Raw genomic sequence first — 19,958 nt, forward strand, 5'->3', positions numbered from 1 at the left:
CGACAGGATTTTATCGAAAATTAAGTGTAGGTAATTCCTGTACTGTTCTTGAAAGCGAAAATAAGAAAAGGAACACTATAATTGCAACTCATAAAAAAAGCCTCTCAACAGAGAAGCTTTCATTATTAAAAATCGGGAGATTATGCGTGCTCTTGCTCGAACCTGACCATAAAATCGACTAACGCCTGTACGCCTTCGACTGGCATTGCATTATAGATAGATGCCCGCATTCCACCTACGGCACGATGGCCTTTCAGCGCTTTCAGACCAACCGCATCAGCCTGTTCCAAGAACAGTGCATCAAGCTCAGGATTTTTAAGCTGGAAAGGCACGTTCATCAGTGAACGGTTGTCCGGGTGGATTTCATTGCGATAAAAATCAGACTGATCGATATAGTCATACAGCACCTTGGCCTTGGTTTCATTACGATGCTGCATCGCTTCAACTCCACCAATACTCTTAAGCCACTTAAAGACTTCGCCAGCTAAGTACCAGGCAAACGTCGGCGGTGTATTAAACATAGAGTCTTTATCCACCAATACGGTGTAGTCGAGAATGCTTGGTAGGATCGGCTTGGCCTTACCCAGCAAATCATCACGGACGATAACAATCGTCAGACCGGCCGGACCGACATTTTTCTGAGCGCCGGCATAAATCACACCGTACTTTGAAACATCAATCTTACGCGACAAAATGGTTGAAGACATATCAGCAACTATCGGCTTATCCGTATCTGGCAAATCGCGGATCTCGATACCGTCAATGGTTTCATTCGGACAGAAATGGACAAAAGCAGCCTCTTCAGACAACGGCCATTGCGTAGCAGGTAAAATAGCGCGCTTGCCATCTCGCTCACAGGTGATATCAACCACATTCGGTTTACAGTATTTTTGCGCTTCATTCGCAGCACTATGCGCCCAATAACCGCCATCCATATAATCAGCAGTTTCAGCATCACCAAGCAAATTCATTGGAACTGCAGCAAACTGGCCTCGAGCACCACCGTGGCAGAAAAGCACATGATAGTTATCAGGAATGGCAAGCAGATCGCGCAAGTCCTTTTCTGACTGCTCAGCCACCGCCATAAACTCTTTGCTACGGTGACTGATTTCCATCACGGATGTCCCTAAACCATTCCAGTTCACCAGTTCATTCTGGGCTTGCTTCATAACGTCTGCTGGGATCATTGCCGGACCAGCACAAAAGTTATAGACCTTTTCCATGATGTAAGACTTGCTCCTGCTATATAAAACATTGGTTTTAAAAGACATTGCGACTTAAAGGTATAAATCGACCAGCCCTTCGATTGCTCAACCCGCCACAAGATGTGACAAAGATCAGGTCTTTGTTTTTACACCTTTATTGGATAGGTGAAAAGGCTTTCTTGATATCTTTCGCAGAAAAAACGGTTGAATGGGGAGGTTAATACCAATCGGGATAAACGCCAGATATAAAAAACGCAGCCCGTGGGCTGCGTTTTTATCAGAACAACTCTCTAGATAAATTATTCTTCTTCAGGTGATTCGCCTGATTCAGAATCAGCTGCTGGCTGTTCTGACGCTTCGGTAATTTCACCTTCGCTAATCACGGCGTCTTCAATACTCTCATCTTCTTCCGGCTCATCGATACGCTGCAAGCCAACTACCTGCTCGTCTTCGGCGGTACGGATAAGAGTCACACCCTGGGTATTACGGCCCACTCGGCTCACCTCGGCAACACGTGTACGAACCAGCGTACCGCCGTTGGTGATCATCATGAACTCATCGCCATCTTCAACCTGTACGGCACCGACAACGCTACCATTACGCTCAGAGACTTTAATCGATACAACACCTTGTGTTGCACGGCTCTTCGCTGGGTATTCCGTTAGCTCAGTACGCTTACCATAACCATTTTCGGTTACAGTCAGGACATCGCCTTCATTGTGAGGAACGATAAGCGAAACAACATGATCGCTTTCAGCAAGCTTGATACCACGAACACCGGCAGCAGTACGCCCCATACCACGAACCTGATCTTCAGAGAAGCGAACCACTTTACCAGCTTGAGAGAACAGCATGATGTCATCAGATCCATCTGTTACGTCAACACCAATTAGGGAATCACCGTCACGTAGGTTCACTGCGATAATACCTGCGCTACGAGGACGACTGAAATCAGTCAGTGGTGTCTTCTTAACTGTACCATCAGCTGTTGCCATGAAGACAAACTTGTCATCTTCGTATTCTTTCACCGGTAGAATTGCGGTAATACGTTCATTTTCTTCCAGCGGAAGAATGTTCACGATTGGCTTACCACGGGCTGTACGACTTGCTTGCGGTAACTGATACACTTTCAACCAGTACATACGACCACGGCTAGAGAAGCACAAGATAGTATCGTGGGTATTAGCCACCAGCAGACGCTCAATGAAGTCTTCTTCCTTCATACGCGTTGCCGCTTTACCTTTACCACCACGACGCTGAGCTTCGTAGTCGCTAAGAATCTGGTACTTCACATAACCTTCATGCGACAAGGTAACAACAACATCTTCCTGGGTGATAAGATCTTCCAGATCGATGTCGTGGCTTGCAGCTGTGATTTCAGTGCGGCGAGGATCGTTGAACTGCTCTTTAACCAGTTCAAGTTCTTCACGGATCACTTCCATCAAACGCTCAGAGCTTGCAAGGATGTGCATCAATTCAGCAATTTCATCCAGAAGCGTCTTGTATTCACCAAGAATCTTCTCGTGCTCAAGACCTGTCAGTTTATGCAGGCGCAGATCCAGGATCGCTTGTGCCTGAATTTCTGTCAGGTAGTACTGGTTGTCACGGATACCATACTGCTCTTCCAGCCAATCAGGACGAGCCGCGTCAGTACCGGCACGCTCCAGCATTGCTGCAACGTTACCCAGATCCCAACCGCGCGCTACCAGGCCAGCTTTTGCTTCGGCCGGCGTTGGTGCACTCTTGATCAGTTCGATAATCTCATCGATGTTAGCCAGTGCCAGCGCCAGACCTTCAAGGATATGAGCACGGTCACGGGCTTTACGTAGTTCGTAGATAGTACGGCGTGTAACCACTTCACGGCGGTGGTTCACGAAGCACTTCAGCATCTCTTTCAGGTTGAACAGTTTTGGCTGGCCATTGTCCAGCGCAACCATGTTGATACCGAATGTAGTCTGTAGCTGAGTCTGTGCGTACAAGTTGTTAAGAACAACCTCACCCACAGCATCACGCTTACATTCGATAACAATACGCATACCATCTTTGTCAGATTCGTCACGCAGGGCACTGATGCCTTCAACTTTCTTATCTTTAACCAGCTCGGCGATCTTTTCGATCAGACGAGCTTTGTTGACCTGATATGGAATCTCAGTAACAACAATGGTTTCTTTGCCATTCTTGTCTGTTTCGATATCAGCTTTAGAGCGCATGTAAACTTTACCGCGACCCGTATGATAAGCGTCAATAATGCCTTTACGGCCACTGATCTGTGCTGCGGTCGGGAAGTCTGGGCCTGGAATATATTCCATCAGCTGGTCAATGGTGATGTCTTCATCATTGATATAAGCCAGACAGCCGTCGATAACTTCACCCAGGTTGTGTGGCGGAATATTCGTCGCCATACCAACCGCGATACCAGAAGCACCGTTGACAAGAAGGTTCGGGATCTTTGTCGGCAATACTGCCGGGATCTGCTCAGTGCCATCGTAGTTAGGCACATAGTCAACCGTCTCTTTGTCCAAATCGGCCAACAGTTCGTGGGCAATTTTCGCCATGCGAACTTCGGTATAACGCATTGCCGCAGCAGAGTCACCATCGATTGAACCGAAGTTACCCTGGCCATCTACCAGCATGTAGCGGAGAGAGAAAGGTTGCGCCATACGTACGATTGTGTCGTAAACAGCGCTATCACCGTGCGGGTGATATTTACCGATTACGTCACCAACCACACGGGCTGATTTTTTGTATGCTTTATTCCAGTCATTGCCTAGCACATTCATCGCGAACAATACGCGACGGTGCACTGGCTTAAGGCCATCACGCACGTCCGGAAGAGCACGACCAACGATGACTGACATCGCATAGTCGAGGTACGAGCCTTTCAGCTCCTCTTCAATATTTACGGGCGTGATCTCTTTTGCAAGATCGCTCATGGAGCCAATATCCCTCAGGTAATTTCTGTCGTATATCTATACGTGCAAGGTGCGAGAATATAGCATAAATCAGCCTAGATAGGCACACCTTTCACAATTTATGTTGTGAGTAATTTAGCGGATTTACCAAAAATCAGACACAAACTTATGCCGCTATTTACCATTCCCGCACTCAAATGGTCATTTTTCACGCAAAACCTACTCCAGCCATTCATTGTCGACTAAAAGAAAGTGCTACCAATTGTAAAAAAACAACTTGGTCGACATTTATGCAAATCAATACATCTCACTGGAAAGTGCCGATAAAAAGCCTGATCCGGGTCACTTTCAGTCAATTTAATGGGCGTAAAATTACTTTTGCACCCAGCCGTTTAGCTATTCAAAACGGGCCTGCACTCTGATTTTTAACATGGAAAATAAGTGAGGTCGTTATGTTAGGAAAAGCAATCAATACCATCGGACTATGCATCATTGGCGGAAAATATATTTTAATGCTCATTCTCGCTGCCATGACTTTATTCGGCGGTTCACTCGAACACGAGCTCCTTACATTCAGCAAAACTGACCAGATACCAGGCAAGTTGCGGCTTATTGTAACCAAAGAGCTGAACCAATAGCCTACTTTTACAACAACAAGGTAACCGATAGCTATTTCATCACTAATCTGGTGCTTAATCAGATATTTCAAGTCACGCCTATTCCGCTATAATACCGGCAACAATCTACGGGAAATGGCGATAAGAATGACCAAGCAGTTGAATGTCGATCCGGCAGAAATCAGTAAATTTGAAGAAATGGCCTCGCGTTGGTGGGATATGGAAGGAGAATTCAAACCTCTTCACCAAATCAACCCGCTGCGCTTGAACTATGTGATTGACAATGCCGGTGGCCTGTTTGGAAAAAAAGTCCTCGATGTTGGCTGTGGCGGCGGTATTCTGGCTGAAAGCATGGCAGTTGAAGGGGCTGATGTTACCGGACTTGATATGGGTAAAGAGCCACTAACGGTAGCCCGCCTGCATGCGCTGGAAACAGGCACTAAGCTTGAGTATGTCCAGCGAACAGCGGAAGAGCACGCCGAGCTGCATCCTGAGACCTATGACGTAGTTACCTGCATGGAAATGCTGGAGCATGTGCCGGACCCTGCATCAGTAATCGCTTCTTGTGCCAAAATGGTCAAACCGGGTGGCCATGTATTTTTCTCGACGCTGAATCGCAATATCAAATCCTATATGTTTGCCATTGTCGGTGCCGAGCAACTACTCAAGCTGGTTCCTAAAGGAACCCACGATCACAACAAATTCATCCGCCCGTCAGAACTGTTGGACATGATCGACCTAACACCACTTGAAGATCGTCATATCACTGGCCTTCATTACAACCCACTGACGGATAAATACTGGTTGGGTAATAATGTTGATGTGAACTATATCGTCCACACAGCAAAACCCAAATAACAGTCCTGGCAACTTCATATAGCCAGTAATCTCATACATACAAAGGATGCCAACCGGCATCCTTTTTTCATCAATTTTTATTCGGCTAATATAAGCTAAACCCGCTGTTCAGGCGTATAGTAATACCAACTGATTACTCAGTCTCATATAAGGATATTCACGATGAGTTCACCGATCAGAGCTGTATTATTTGATCTCGACGGTACCTTACTGGATACCGCCCCGGATATGGCAGATGCCGCCAACAAGGTACTCGCCGACCATGGCCATGACCCACTGACCTACGAACAGATCCAGGCCAATACCAGCTACGGCGCCAAAGGACTGCTCACCGCAGGTTTTGGCAAGATTCCAGCCCACCTTGATCATAAGTATCTCAGACAACAGTTCCTCGACTACTATCAACAGAATATCTGCGATGGCACTTCTATCTACCGCGGTATCACCACCCTGCTTAAATACCTTGAAATACAAGAAGTCCCCTGGGGGATCATGACCAATAAGCCAGGTTTTCTTACCGAACTACTGCTGCCCTTTTTTCCGGCCCTGATGAAAGCACAAACAGTCGTGTGCGGTGATACCCTTACGGTTGCCAAGCCCCATCCAGAACCTCTACTTTACGCCAGTGAACTGCTTGGTGTTCCCCATACAGACTGTGCATACATCGGTGATATCGAAAAAGATATGATAGCCGCTCGTGCCGCCAGCATGCACGGCTATGTCGCGGGCTGGGGTTATATCGGCGAACACCATAGTCCCAGAACCTGGCAATCCAGCGGGATCCTACCGACTCCCGAATCACTGATTGACACACTTGAAAAACAAAAAAACGACAGATGAGTCATTTCTTAACCAATGATATCGCAGCGATTTTCTATAAAATAAAATTGATAAAAATCAAGGGAAATATTTTTTCTCTGGTATTTTTTGCTGCGATTTTACATTGATTTTTCCTATTATATTGGCGCACCTGCTTAAATCAGTTGGTAGGCACTAACTTATTTTTGTGAATCCCCATGTTATCCACAGCAGCTTAAAATCTAGCACCTTGCAAAAATGCCCACACATCACTATCTTGTAACCCCATAAGCTCAACACCCCAATATATAGTGTTTTTGATCTCTAACGAGAGATATAACAAAGATCACAATCTTTGCTAACTTTATCGTTAATGTTGCAAAAAACGCTGTTATTACAAAAATACTGGGAAAAAGACCAAAAATGACTCAACAGCTAACTGTTACCAAGCGTGATGGACGCAAAGAAAGTATCGATTTAGAAAAGATCCACCGAGTGATTACCTGGGCGGCGGAAGGCCTGGAAAACGTCTCGGTATCTCAGGTCGAACTAAAATCTCACATTCAGTTCTATGACGGTATAAAGACTGAAGATATCCACGAAACCATCATCAAAGCAGCTGCTGACCTGATATCAGAAGAAACTCCAGATTATCAATACCTTGCTGCGCGCTTGGCTATTTTCCACCTGCGTAAAAAAGCATACGGCCAATTCGAGCCACCAGCACTTTACGACCACATTTCAGGCCTTATAGAGAAAGGTAAATACGACAAGCACCTGCTCGAAGACTACACCAAAGAAGAACTCGAGCTGATGGATACTTATATCGATCACTGGCGCGATATGAACTTCTCTTATGCAGCAGTAAAACAGCTTGAAGGCAAATATCTGGTACAAAACCGTGTTTCCGGTGAGATCTTCGAAAGTGCGCAGTTCTTGTACATGATGATTGCGGCATGCCTATTTGCAAAATATCCGAAAGAAACCCGTCTTGATTACATCAAGCGATTCTACGATGCCGTATCAACATTCAAAATTTCACTACCGACACCAATTATGTCTGGTGTTCGTACTCCTACTCGCCAGTTTAGCTCGTGCGTACTGATCGAGTGTGATGACAGTCTGGATTCAATCAACGCAACAGCAAGCTCTATCGTGCGTTACGTATCTCAGCGTGCCGGTATCGGTATCAACGCTGGCCGTATCCGTGCACTGGGGTCAGAGATCCGTGGCGGTGAAGCATTCCACACAGGTTGTATCCCCTTCTACAAATATTTCCAGACAGCAGTAAAATGCTGCTCTCAAGGTGGTGTACGCGGTGGCGCAGCAACTGTGTTCTACCCACTTTGGCATGGTGAAGTCGAGTCCCTGCTGGTACTGAAAAACAACCGTGGTGTTGAAGAGAACCGTGTACGTCACATGGACTACGGTGTTCAGATCAACAAACTAATGTATACCCGCCTTATCAAAGGTCAAAACATCAGTCTGTTCTCGCCATCTGACGTACCGGGTCTATACGATGCTTTCTTCGCTGACCAGGACGAATTCGAGCGCCTTTACGTAAAATACGAACAAGACGAAACCATCAAGCGCAAAAACATTAAAGCCATCGAGCTATTCTCGCTACTGATGCAGGAGCGTGCGTCAACCGGTCGTATCTACATCCAGAACGTTGACCACTGTAATACTCACAGCCCGTTTGACCCGTCTGTGGCACCGATTCGCCAGTCAAACCTGTGCCTTGAGATTGCTCTGCCAACCAAGCCACTGAACAACGTTGAAGACGAGAACGGTGAAATTGCCTTGTGTACCCTGTCGGCATTTAACCTAGGTGCCATTGGCTCGCTGGACGATCTGGAAGAGTTGGCAGACCTGACGGTTCGCGCCCTTGATGCCCTGCTGGATTATCAGGACTACCCGCTACCAGCAGCACGCCGCTCAACCATGAACCGCCGCACCTTGGGTGTAGGTGTGATTAACTTTGCTTACTACCTGGCGAAGCATGGTGTTCGTTACTCAGACGGCAGCGCAAACAACCTGACTCACCAGGCTTTCGAAGCCATTCAGTACTACCTGTTGAAAGCCTCTGTAGGCCTGGCGAAAGAGCAAGGTGCATGCCCGGCGTTCAACGAAACAACATATTCACAAGGCATCTTGCCTATCGATACTTACAAGAAAGATATCGATAAGATCAACAGTGCAGAACTGAACTACGACTGGGAAACACTGCGTGAAGAGATCAAAACTCATGGTCTACGTAACTCTACCCTGTCGGCACTAATGCCATCAGAGACCTCTTCGCAGATCTCGAATGCAACCAATGGCATCGAACCACCACGCGGTTTCGTTTCAGTTAAGGCATCGAAAGACGGCATCCTAAAGCAGGTTGTGCCGGAATTCAGCAAATACAAAAACAACTACGAGTTACTCTGGAACATTGGCAGCAATGACGGTTACCTGCAGCTTGTCGGTATCATGCAGAAGTTCATTGACCAGGCGATTTCGGCAAACACCAACTACGACCCGAGCACACAGCCTAATGGTAAAGTACCGATGAAGCTGTTGCTTAAAGATCTGCTAACTGCGTATAAACTCGGCGTGAAAACCTTGTACTACCACAATACGCGTGACGGCGCTTCTGATGGCCAGGGCGATATGGGTGCAGACGACTGCACAAGCTGCAAAATCTAACGAATTACCGAATTAAACGGGGGGCTCGACGGCTCCCCTTTGATGCTGAGGATATAATGGCTTATAGCACTTTTTGTCAAACTAACAATGATCAGCTAAAGGAACCAATGTTCTTTGGCCAGCCAGTCAACGTTGCTCGCTACGACCAACAAAAATTTGAAATTTTTGAAAAGCTGATTGAAAAACAACTTTCCTTCTTCTGGCGCCCGGAAGAAGTTGATGTATCGAGTGACCGTATCGACTACAACGAACTGCCGGATCACGAGCGACACATTTTCATCAGTAACCTTAAATACCAAACACTGCTGGATTCTATCCAGGGACGTAGCCCGAATGTCGCACTGTTGCCAATCGTGTCAATCCCTGAGCTGGAAACCTGGATCGAGACCTGGTCTTTCTCAGAGACTATCCACTCGCGTTCGTATACCCACATTATCCGTAACATCGTAACCGACCCGTCGGTAGTATTCGACGATATCGTGGATAACGAACATATCATCAAACGTGCCGGCGATATTTCGAAGTACTATGATGATCTGATCAACGCAACCAACGACTATCACCGTCTGGGTGAAGGCACGCATACGGTTAACGGCGAGACGGTTATCGTCAACCTGCGCGAAATCAAGAAAAAGCTGTACCTGTGCATGATGTCAGTCAATGCGCTGGAAGCGATTCGTTTCTACGTCAGCTTTGCCTGCTCATTCGCCTTTGCCGAGCGTGAATTGATGGAAGGTAACGCCAAAATCATCAAACTAATCGCCCGTGATGAAGCACTTCACCTGACAGGCACTCAGCATATCCTGAACCTACTGCGTACAGGCCAGGACGATCCTGAAATGGCCGAGATCGCCCAAGAGTGCCAGCAACAATGCTTCGATATCTTTAAAGATGCAGCCGAGCAAGAAAAAGAATGGGCAGAGTACTTGTTCAAAGACGGCTCGATGATCGGCCTGAACAAGGACATCCTGTGCCAATACGTTGAGTACATCACCAACCTTCGCATGGCCGCTGTTGGTCTTGAACACGCTTACCCAGGTGCAACCCAGAACCCAATTCCATGGATTAATTCATGGCTGTCTTCTGACAATGTTCAGGTTGCCCCACAGGAAGCTGAAATCAGCTCTTACCTAGTCGGCCAAATTGACAATGACATCAGCGCCGACGATCTTGGTGACTTCGAGCTATGAGTCAATTAACCATTAAGGTTAACGGAAAAACGGTTCACGGCAATCGCCGTGAACCGCTTCTCGTACAACTAGAAAAAGCCGGATTACAACCAGAGTTTCAATGCCGCAATGGTATGTGTGGGGCCTGTCGCTGCAAGCTTAAAGCCGGTGCTGTTGATCATGGCGATGCAATGGCTTTCATCGCTCCCAACGAAGTTCTGGCATGCTGCTCAATACCGAAAACCAACGTCGATGTCGAATTCGATTACCAGTTAGCATCTCTTCCGCAAAGCAACCAGGAAGTCAGCAATCGCTAAACCTGAACCACTTAGCGATAACCACTAACTTATAGCACTAGTCCTACTGACCTACGGGATGGTAAACATCACGCACTCTGGTCAGAAATTCATAATCACCAATTACGGGTTTTCCATCTAGATAACGCCTTAACATATCAAGCATTACCGTTGCTATCACACTGCGATGAGAACGGTTTTCATAATGGCGTTTTGTCTGAATAATCTGGGCCCATTCGCCTTTCGGTGTCGCCAGAGCCACAGCAACTCCCACTTCAGTCACCGCACCCGAGACCAAAGCCAGCTCAGCGCCGCTCTCTTCCCTCGCCGCCTTCGCCGTTGCCAATACACCCGTTAAATGATCGCTAACCTGCTCGTGAATACCCCCAACCCAGCCAAACTTTAAAACATGACGACTTTCAGGGTGATCTTGCAGCCAGTTCGCCAACCAACCACCTGTAAATTGCTCATTAACGGCCAGAAGTTGTTGAGTTGCCTTCAGGCGATAGCCAACATACTGCGATAATTCGCACTCGATGCTAACAACATTGTCGCCAAGCAACTCAATCATTTGTTGTTGCAGCGAAACCGCGCCCTCGTGTCCTTTTGACGAAAATAGCTTCACCTCGATAAAAGGCAGGGAGGATCGATAACCAACCTCGTACTCCCCGGGGACATCCAGCGTCTCCATCTTCTGACCAATACCAGACTCCGACAGGCCGAATGTATAAAAACGATGACACTCACGCGCATGAGTGTGCTCAAATTTAGCCTGGATCCTAGGCAAAATTTCCTGTTGTACCATTTGCTTGAACTCTCGCGGTACTCCAGGGGTAAAATAGATCCAGGCTCGATTAAGCTTCATTGCAAATCCGCATGCAGTACCAATCGGATTTTCCAACAATTCCGCCCCTTCAGGTAACATAGCCTGCTTGAGGTTAGTCTGAGGCATTTCCCGCCCGAGGGCTTGATACTTAGCCTTCATCTGCCCAACCCAATAGTCAGACTGCTCCAGCCCCGAGTCGGCAGCAATCGCCGCCGCCTGCGCCGTCAAATCATCGGTAGTCGGCCCCAACCCGCCATTAACCACCACAATATCGGCTGTCAGGCTGCAATGTTCGATTTCAGCAGCCAATGCTTCAAGCTGATCGCCAACCGTAGTTCTGCGCGATAAAGGAAAACCATGTTGAAAAAACAAACGTGATAACCAGGCCGCATTGGTATCGACAATTTCCTCGATTGGGGCTAAACCTGATAAAAAGTTGTCAGTTTCCTTTTCTCTTTCCGTTTTTACCACTGTTAGTGAAATGAAAGTCTCAGGAAAGTTAGTGAAGTACATATTGGCCTACTTTTCAACAAATGACGATTCTTGGAAGATTGAGGGTCAACTTCTATAAGATTTTTCATAAGAGGATTCAGTAACAATAGACTAAGCATGGGCCGGAATACGCAAAACCTATTATTTGTTCAGACTGTTCAAATGCTACTAATTTTTCTCAATAAGCTGAATCCAAGATAAACCTTGGCTCTCCGATACGGACCAAACGCACAAATTCAACGGGTCCCCCGAATTACCTAAGATGATCATAAGATATGAATCCAGTTGGCCATCTAGTGATTTCAAGTATAACTCCCCGGTTCGTTTGTCCTTCTTTGATGGCGAAGGCATTCGCTCCGGATGCGTATGCCACAGCCCCACTGCATGCCTTTTTTGGTCAAATTGTAGCATTCGCATCTCAGTAGCAGCTGTAGGATCGGGGACAAAAGAACATGAACCGCGTTTGTCTCGCATATCTGGCCCCGCTGCAAAGTCGACAACTAATCCCGTTTCACGCGGAGTTCGAGAAAACACTTCTCCGCCAGCTTCTAAACTCCCCTTATAATTTTGAGAGTGCAAATACATGTGCTCTAGAGCATCTGGTGTGAACATAACGTATCGGCTCCAGTCGGGATAAAAAAAGATACGATGCTTCAAGGGAAAGGCCTCTCGATTATCATACCGTTGTGGGAATCGGCTATCGTTGCCCAATGCCTCAGTTCAAGACCTTCCTTATGCTGCTTTAAGTATTTTTCGCCACGAACCCAACTTGTTACTCTCGCTTGATCAGGTTTGTCATCAAGTACTTGTAAGGCTTGTTCTGTCACTAATGCTACGGCATATGCTGCTGCAGAAGCCGTATAGCTTTGAAACTTGCTACTGCAACCAGGTTCGTTTTGAATAACGTCCTCAGGCCAATCTACGGCCTGTAATTGCTCCATAACATCATTTCCTTCTGACATCCATGTTGTCTCTGATGTTAGATAACAAACATGTGCAGCAGCTACATATGGTTCCATCCACCCAACCAATAGAGGGCATTTATTTTTTGAACGTATTCTGTCTAAAAACAATCGAACATTAAATTCTCCTGTAAGGTCAAGCAACAAAGATACGTCGTCTATGCCGTTTTCAGTTAGCCATCGTTCCGCTGACATAACAGCTGGCTTTACTTGTGACGCATGGAAACCACTGTTACACCGCTCTGCTACTGCTAAGGCTTTTGACATTCGAATTGATTCTGTTCCAAGTAAATGTCTCCCCAAATTAGCAGGCTCTATAATTTCAGGGTCCACTAATGTTATTGAACCAATGCCTGCTCGAGCCAAATGTTCTACTACTGGGCTACCTAAAGCTCCAGCGCCAAAAATAACGACTTTTTGTTCTTGTCTTACGTCGATAGAAGGATTCTGGTCTCTTGCTATGGTCCACGACGCATCTAGCCTGCTCACAGAAAGAGGTTGTGGGCTTTTCCTTGGTGGGTACGCACGCCTTTCTGTACCTTGTCCCACAGGTATTGGAGGCCCTCCTGGTAAGAAGTATGCAAATCCATAGTGATCGTTTCTCAAAATAACAATTCTGTGTACGCCCTTAGCACACTTTCGCAAGTTAGTTTGAAACAAGTATTGTTTACTCTGATCGAAGCGTGCAACAACTAGTTGTTCTAGTTCCCTTAAATCAGTTGGCCAAGTTGAGGGAGTTAATGGATATTCAATAGGAATATCAGCAATGGATACTCGAATGCGTTGAGAAGCTTGCTTGCCAATAGAACGAACTAACCGATGAGACGTTTGGATCCTCATGTTGTCCACAATCACAATACCCGAAGGTAATAACAGTGTTCCCTCTCTTATGTGAGCTCTTTTAGGGGCCTTATCTACGGTCCAAATCTCACGAATGGGATCATGTCGTCCACGAAATTTAGAAACGTAAATATCCCAATAATTAAGAGGCTCTTTTGCAAAATCGTCGTCTAAATCTCCCCTTATCCAAGATGATAAGAATTCATTGTAAAAATCATGAAGTAAGTAATGGAGGCGTTCTTCTGAACTGAATCCTCTTCCAGGACCAATCTCTTCAATACAAAGGGCTCCATTATACTCAACATGAGGTATCCTCAATATAGTATCGGGAGAGAGTATTATACGAGCCTGGCCATGTGGAAAGTCCCTTGGGATTAGAAGTTCTGCCCACTCAAACTCGCGCCCATCGCTAATCTTAGGAAGGCCAAGGCGATAAGCCTTGGCCTCATCGGAACAGATGCGGTACGATGTCTCAAGTGAGGGAACCAATGATTTTAATCGATTAATATCGATCGTCATCTTCAAATATCCTCAAGCCAAACCGTTAGTTTTTGGTGCTGGTTTGGGTCTCAAAATAGGGGATATATCATATCCTGGATCCTGAGAGCCATCAGAATCGAACTTACTACCTTGGCATCCAAAGATTTTTCGTACTCGTTCTTTGATTTCACTATCATCTTTTGCTCGTAGTATATGTTGTAGATCTGCAGCTAGAAGAGCACACCACCGAGTAATGGTGTTAAAACGCTCTCCGTCATCTTCATTCCATCGTTCAGCGAAATTTTCTTCAGGCACAGTCGGATTCTCTACCCAGAACTCGCCGTTTCTTACTTCAATCATTTTAGGCATTAGCTCAACTAGGTCGGCTAATAGTTCAATGGGATGGTGGTATGTTTGCCCTAGATTAGACAGCCCAGCATAGCACCCGGTCAGTAGAGTAACTATGATCACAGAAATAGGCTTGCTTTCTTTTTCAATCTGTCCCCTTCTAACACACATATCTCTGTGTCGTTTGAATAAACGTATAGCGATACGTAACGTATCTTCCAACTCAACATGTTGCTCTGGAACAGGAGCAATACCATCTCGACTTTCTATTGAAAACGATTCATTTAATTGATGGACTAATAGCTTTAACTCCGCAGTATCTTTTACCCAAGTTGAGAATCCCTCAGGGTTAGATGTTTTCCAAGATTCAGTGGGTGTATCCACCACTGCGAGTGCAGTATTGAGGTATTGGTGTTGAACCGGTAGGAAACGAGGAGACATGGATTGTCTAATCTCTTCAGTCACGGTCACAAGAGGGATTGAAGGTGTAAACTCCAGGTAAAATGGCTCGTTGGAAAATGGGATATTCCAGCAACGCTTTTTCCTAATAGCTTCTATTTCCGCTAAAACATCCCCAACCTTCTCGAAGAAAGCCATCGGATCTTGTGCATCAATCTGTGACACATCCACTTGGCAAACAGCGTCAATATCAAACTTTGATCTGTCTGGAGCCTTAATCAACGTTTGGGTACTTGCTGAACCTTGGGGTAGAACCCTGATAGCGTTCTCATCCCACTCAAGTTCTTTTATAAGCTTGCTCGCTACCTTTTCGTATTCTTTCGCTGCATTGTCAATTATATCTTGAGGGACTGTAATATGATCGTTGACATAAGCAAGCTCACGAGCCCATGGGCCATAAATTTTATAAGCGGAATCAAACGATTCCATCGATATACCTTCGCTTATGGACTCCAGCCCCTTGCGAAGTGAATTGTCTCTGTGCTGCAGAGCATTCTCGACTAAAGTTGAGTATTTACTTTGTGGCATAACTGGCTCCTCGGATGTTTATAGATTTGGTCTCAGAGCCGGCTACAGCCGTCACCTGATGCCAACTAATGGACAAAGCCGGACTAAAAGTTTGTTCTCTATTAGCACGGTCATATTCTGTATATGTAAGTGATGGCCAGGTTATATAACTTGACCGAAACAAAATGCAGCAATGGCTGGAATGCCGGCTGATAGCAACGACATGAATCTGGCAAGCTCTCATAACTTCCTGAATAAGGCTGCTACATACATCCCTCTTCATTGATCTCTGGTTATGAAATACTGGATAGTTTTTTCATTTGGGCTAAGACAAAAACACCAAGGATATGTATTATTTTCAAAGTGATATACCTTAATCACCTTCGGGAAATGATTCTGATTAAAGTCAGCCCCAAACCTCATCACAAATGAAGCTTGCCCAGTAATTGTGATGTGAAGTTCCCGCAAGTTTGGAAACCGCTTAAAAAGGTCATTATTCAACAAACTTCTTATTTCGGTAATAATCTTAACTTGTTCTTTTTCCGAGAATAAATTCCCAATCTCTTGGTGCTTTACCTTAATTTGAGTGCAAGCATCCAATCCCAATTGATTCATAAAGATCGTTGGGTTTGAAGGGATTGATATTTCAAGTGAAAGACCAAGCTTTTCGACATTAGCATCATCATCGATATGTTGAGCAATCAAAGTCTCTGTAAAACCAATTGTTGTCTTTCCTCTAGTCCTTTTATCTCTGGTGTCAATCCACCGACTTTTCTCATCTTTGTTTGTATCTCTGTTCCAACAATAAAAGTTAACCAACCTTCTATTGGCAATCATAAAGCCTAAGGTAAAACAATGAGGTATGTGAGCTTGCGCCCCGAGCGCTAATGGGTGCTCTGATTCATGGCTATTAATTCGTTCAAGATTATTATTAGAAAAAGTTTCTAAAGCTCGCTTAGATCTTTCTAACCAAGAGTCCAAATTTTCATCTTCAAGGCGATAGAGAAATAAGTCATCATGAAGACCTGACTCTTCAATTTGCAAAGGAAATGCTTTTGATAGTTTAGGAGCACTTGCTTGTCCAAGACTTCGTAAATCAATACTTTTTGCTCGATTGCTCACAGCGGCTTCACCTACAAAACGCTCATACAACTCAATGAGAGCTCCTGCTAAAAAACTAAACACACCAAGAACAAAAAAAGCATTAATCAAGATAGAGAAGAGCGCTGAGCTATTGTTATCTAACGTAATGGTTAGTGAGTCATTTGAGATACTTCCCACAATAGACCCAATCCCCAAACAAGTCCCAGCTATGGATATTCCAGACATCATCAAGTATCGCCCGGAGGATAGCCTCCGTTGCGCAATTACATACAGAAAATCTAATATTACGTCTACCATCGCTTGGTAACCACCTTGTTAAACCAACGCATATCGCGCATAAGATGCTTAAAAGGAAACTGAATGCTTATATAAAAAGTATGCATTTAAACTCTTATAAGATATCAGTTTCACTTCTACAAATCGTCATAAAAACTTGCTAACGCGCCCTGTTAGATTGAGCTAATACAGAAGCTGCAAATTCCTTCGTCTCATCACTATACTTTTCACTTCTAAGAACAGATGAAGCTTTCATTTCCATTGATTTCCCCGTCTGCTTCTTGGGATTTGCTTGAGCCATAGCACTCGCTGCTAAAGATTTCTTAATTTTCGACGCATTAGGATCTGATAAGGCTTTAGCCGCTTTTGAGGCGACGTCTTTAGATGTCTTCTTCTTGTTCATGATACCTTCAAGTTGGAACTTGTTTAGCCTTATATACAAAGTGGTGTCTTTTCATTCAATATCAAGGGGAGTGTTATTTTTTTTGCAATAATTTCATGGTGTTATTTGATAATTTAATCAATAACACATCTATAGACTGTTTGATCTATCAGGGGCATCAGATTCTGTCGTTTCATGCTGTCAGCGATGATTTTAACGTCGACGCGTTCATCCTTTTCGGCAAGTTCAGCCTGTATGCGCCGGGCGCCATCCCGTTCTTTGCCTGCAATAAAAGCCTCTTTGACCTTAACGTCACGCGCATCACGCTTGATTTGTCGCTGGTTTGGCTCGTTGCCGTTTTTACGTCAGGTGTAATACCCACTTCGCGATACGCCGAGCACCTGCGCCATACGCCGCAGCTTAAATCGGTGCTGGTGCTCGAGCATGAATTTGCATTGTTTCTTCTTCACTGCCAGCATTGAGCGGTAACGATAATTTCATTGCTGATGAAGTCAGTTCTGCAAGCTCTGCTTTCAACTACGACAACTCATCTATTGCTAACTAATTAATCATATTGTCCACAGCTAAAAGTACTTCCCAGTTCTGCTTTGATGGCTCATCATGCACAATATAGATTGCAGTAAGCAACTTCGCTGATGACATAGCGTTGGTGAGATATATTTCACTTATAAGCCCTTATATTTCATATCGTTACAGATTTGGCAATCACAGTTAGTATATGACACGAGTAATGTTAGACCATTAGTGTAATGATGAAGTTGAAATTAACACCTTAAACTCACAGTTCAAATCTGGGCTAATTAATCTCAACCATAACAAAGGCTTCAACCACTCTTTCTCGAAATCGCTCAACTTGAAGTTGGAGAGCCGAACCTTTATCACTGTTTATCAAATCATTGATACACAGTTCGTCGGAAATTTCAGACACAGACAAAGATCCCCCATTCGTTTTGACTGGTTGAGATTGAATGAACACATTTCCTTTAATGTTCATTTCTAACTCTTCCGATGTATCCAGAATAGAATACCCTTCAGGCAAGTCCTCATTTATCCTTTCGGCGAAACCTGTTAATTGCTCATCGGCTAACGTATAAAGCCAGGCATCTTGATTTGGAGAGTCTGTTATTCGCATAATCCTTCCCAATACTTGCCTGAAATATAGCTCTGTTTTTATTGAACTCAGATGACAGCATACTTGCAGCCTCGGTATGTCTGTTCCTTCACTAATCATCCCGACACTAACAATCCATTGTGTTGAGCTATGGCGATAGTTATCAATTTTCCTTAATGGTTCGTCATCTCGGTAAGTCACTATCACCGCTGTCTGGTTGAAGTCCTGAATCAACATTTGCTGAATTTGTCGAGCATGCTCAACTGAAGCGGCAACGATCAAACCACCGGCTTCAGAGTTATGACAGCGGATTTGAGATAACTTGTTGCAGCCAAGGCCAAGCACATACTTCATCGCAACATGATGAGAGATAACTGATAAGTAAGGCGTTGAACTATTTCGGAGCAGATCAGAAAATGATTCAAACAACTTTTTCTCACCACTTTCAGACAGTGTGAGCCTATCACTATCTACCAAGACAATTTTCGGTAACCGACAAACACTGTCCCTTATAGCTTCACCCAAGCCATAGACATAATCACAAAGGATCTCGCCCCCCTCATCCGTGTAGCTAGTGAGCACAATAGGTGTTTTATCAGAACGCCATGGTGTACCGGTTAGGGCAAGGGTGTAAGCAGCATGCTGCTGCACTTTTGTGAGAATTTTCGCCCCCCAGGCATTGGCATCTTCCAAGGAAGAGCCTGCGCAATGGTGAATTTCATCAAACACTACTAAAACACGATAGCGATTTAACAAGCTCCAAAAACAATCCTTTAAATACAGCATGTTTTGGTAAGTATAAGAGCCACCAATAGAACCTATACCACCATTAAAGGAGCACTCCAATTTCCAAGAAAAGGTGCTCTGTATGCCGGCAGCGACAGCTGTTGATGGGGAAAAACAGATCACCAAATCCACCATCTGATTGTCCAATAGACGCTTGGCCACTTCAGCCGCCATCACTGTCTTTCCTGCTCCAGGTGTGGCCAGACACAAAAAATGACGCTGACCATCACTGTATTTCGACAAAGCGGCATCAACAGATTGACTTTGCCAATGCCTCAACATGAAGCTTTCTCCAACGATTGAGGATAGTTCAACAAAAGCCTGGTTAGCGCTTCCAAATCTCCCTGAATGTTCTTGGCACGCTCCCTGGCTTCTAAAAAGAAAGTCCGAACGTAATTAGCTTCATCAGGAAAACGGTTTAACACCTCCTGATATTTATTCATTTCACGAAGTGCGATCTCTTGTAGAGCCTCTAACTCAGATTTTTCTTTTTGGATAGTCTCCAGAAAGCTATTACTGACTGTTACTGATGTTTCTTGTTCCTTCACCCTACGACTCTTCGCGATAAATTTATTCTGCTTGAACGTTCCAGACTTAAAATAAATGGTACTTTTTCGCCCTTTGGTTGGTTGTTTTTGCAGCAATCCTTTTTCAACTAGGCGTAATATCTGACGATAGAGAAACTTTCTCGCTTCATTCAAATCCTCAAATTGTTCTGTTGATTCTACCAAAGCATCCCTGTGCATATTTCGGAGTCAGCCGACCGGCTATTTCGGTTTTAATCGACCACCAAATCCGTTTTTAAACGTCCACTGATT

General features: G+C 45.0%; 17 protein-coding genes. 7 read left to right on the top strand and 10 right to left on the bottom strand.

What is annotated here, in order from left to right; all coding sequences use genetic code 11:
* Window positions 1-140: 140 nt before the first annotated feature.
* Together serC and gyrA are read right to left on the bottom strand one after the other, a co-directional pair.
* On the bottom strand, window positions 141-1,223 hold the full coding sequence (gene serC, locus Q0852_RS12000; RefSeq protein WP_299018261.1) for a 3-phosphoserine/phosphohydroxythreonine transaminase: 1,083 nt from the start codon (window positions 1,221-1,223) through the stop codon (window positions 141-143).
* A gap of 281 nt (window positions 1,224-1,504) precedes the next feature.
* Window positions 1,505-4,138, bottom strand: a complete 2,634-nt coding sequence (gene gyrA, locus Q0852_RS12005; protein ID WP_299018262.1) for a DNA topoisomerase (ATP-hydrolyzing) subunit A — start codon at window positions 4,136-4,138, stop codon at window positions 1,505-1,507.
* Between the two features lie 431 nt (window positions 4,139-4,569).
* Between gyrA and Q0852_RS12010 the strand changes: the two genes are divergently transcribed.
* The 6 genes from Q0852_RS12010 to Q0852_RS12035 all read left to right on the top strand — a co-directional run bounded on the left by Q0852_RS12010 (window position 4,570) and on the right by Q0852_RS12035 (window position 10,567).
* Window positions 4,570-4,755 (top strand): hypothetical protein, encoded by a 186-nt coding sequence (locus Q0852_RS12010; RefSeq protein WP_299018263.1) that lies wholly within the window; start codon window positions 4,570-4,572, stop codon window positions 4,753-4,755.
* 126 nt (window positions 4,756-4,881) lie between these two features.
* Entirely contained in the window at window positions 4,882-5,592 is a 711-nt protein-coding gene (gene ubiG / locus Q0852_RS12015; RefSeq protein WP_299018264.1) for a bifunctional 2-polyprenyl-6-hydroxyphenol methylase/3-demethylubiquinol 3-O-methyltransferase UbiG, read from the top strand.
* 162 nt (window positions 5,593-5,754) lie between these two features.
* Window positions 5,755-6,432: an HAD family hydrolase gene (locus tag Q0852_RS12020; RefSeq protein WP_299018265.1), complete on the top strand. Its 678-nt coding sequence runs from the start codon at window positions 5,755-5,757 to the stop codon at window positions 6,430-6,432.
* A gap of 381 nt (window positions 6,433-6,813) precedes the next feature.
* A complete protein-coding gene (gene nrdA / locus Q0852_RS12025) occupies window positions 6,814-9,081 on the top strand; it encodes a class 1a ribonucleoside-diphosphate reductase subunit alpha (RefSeq protein WP_299018266.1) in 2,268 nt (755 codons plus the stop codon).
* 56 nt (window positions 9,082-9,137) lie between these two features.
* Entirely contained in the window at window positions 9,138-10,271 is a 1,134-nt protein-coding gene (gene nrdB / locus Q0852_RS12030) for a class Ia ribonucleoside-diphosphate reductase subunit beta (RefSeq protein ID WP_299018267.1), read from the top strand.
* On the top strand, window positions 10,268-10,567 hold the full coding sequence (locus tag Q0852_RS12035; protein ID WP_299018268.1) for a 2Fe-2S iron-sulfur cluster-binding protein: 300 nt from the start codon (window positions 10,268-10,270) through the stop codon (window positions 10,565-10,567). The genes nrdB and Q0852_RS12035 overlap by 4 nt, the downstream gene beginning before the upstream one ends.
* A 43-nt stretch (window positions 10,568-10,610) precedes the next feature.
* On the opposite strand, the gene Q0852_RS12040 is transcribed toward Q0852_RS12035, so the two are convergent.
* The 6 genes from Q0852_RS12040 to Q0852_RS12065 all read right to left on the bottom strand — a co-directional run bounded on the left by Q0852_RS12040 (window position 10,611) and on the right by Q0852_RS12065 (window position 17,243).
* Window positions 10,611-11,885, bottom strand: a complete 1,275-nt coding sequence (locus tag Q0852_RS12040; protein ID WP_299018269.1) for a CinA family nicotinamide mononucleotide deamidase-related protein — start codon at window positions 11,883-11,885, stop codon at window positions 10,611-10,613.
* Between the two features lie 147 nt (window positions 11,886-12,032).
* The gene (locus tag Q0852_RS12045; RefSeq protein ID WP_299018270.1) at window positions 12,033-12,476 is read right to left on the bottom strand and encodes a Mov34/MPN/PAD-1 family protein; all 444 of its coding nucleotides are present in this window, start codon (window positions 12,474-12,476) and stop codon (window positions 12,033-12,035) included.
* Window positions 12,477-12,517: 41 nt separating this feature from the next.
* Window positions 12,518-14,185, bottom strand: a complete 1,668-nt coding sequence (locus tag Q0852_RS12050; protein WP_299018271.1) for a ThiF family adenylyltransferase — start codon at window positions 14,183-14,185, stop codon at window positions 12,518-12,520.
* 12 nt (window positions 14,186-14,197) lie between these two features.
* Complete coding sequence (locus tag Q0852_RS12055) at window positions 14,198-15,481, bottom strand: nucleotidyltransferase (protein ID WP_299018272.1); 1,284 nt, start codon at window positions 15,479-15,481, stop codon at window positions 14,198-14,200.
* Window positions 15,482-15,739: 258 nt separating this feature from the next.
* Window positions 15,740-16,792, bottom strand: a complete 1,053-nt coding sequence (locus tag Q0852_RS12060; RefSeq protein ID WP_299018273.1) for an SAVED domain-containing protein — start codon at window positions 16,790-16,792, stop codon at window positions 15,740-15,742.
* A gap of 208 nt (window positions 16,793-17,000) precedes the next feature.
* Complete coding sequence (locus Q0852_RS12065) at window positions 17,001-17,243, bottom strand: hypothetical protein (protein WP_299018274.1); 243 nt, start codon at window positions 17,241-17,243, stop codon at window positions 17,001-17,003.
* Between the two features lie 95 nt (window positions 17,244-17,338).
* On the opposite strand from Q0852_RS12065, the gene Q0852_RS12070 reads away from it, so the two are divergent.
* A complete protein-coding gene (locus tag Q0852_RS12070; RefSeq protein WP_299018275.1) occupies window positions 17,339-17,704 on the top strand; it encodes a hypothetical protein in 366 nt (121 codons plus the stop codon).
* A gap of 335 nt (window positions 17,705-18,039) precedes the next feature.
* On the opposite strand, the gene Q0852_RS12075 is transcribed toward Q0852_RS12070, so the two are convergent.
* Both Q0852_RS12075 and Q0852_RS12080 read right to left on the bottom strand, forming a co-directional pair.
* Window positions 18,040-19,422 carry a DEAD/DEAH box helicase family protein gene (locus Q0852_RS12075; RefSeq protein WP_299018276.1) on the bottom strand — a complete coding sequence of 461 codons (1,383 nt, stop codon included), beginning with the start codon at window positions 19,420-19,422 and terminating at the stop codon, window positions 18,040-18,042.
* Window positions 19,416-19,886 carry a hypothetical protein gene (locus Q0852_RS12080; RefSeq protein WP_299018277.1) on the bottom strand — a complete coding sequence of 157 codons (471 nt, stop codon included), beginning with the start codon at window positions 19,884-19,886 and terminating at the stop codon, window positions 19,416-19,418. Before Q0852_RS12080 ends, Q0852_RS12075 begins: the two co-directional genes overlap by 7 nt.
* Window positions 19,887-19,958: the final 72 nt, after the last annotated feature.

The sequence above is a fragment of the uncultured Photobacterium sp. genome (genome assembly GCF_947502415.1).
Lineage (GTDB): Bacteria > Pseudomonadota > Gammaproteobacteria > Enterobacterales > Vibrionaceae > Photobacterium.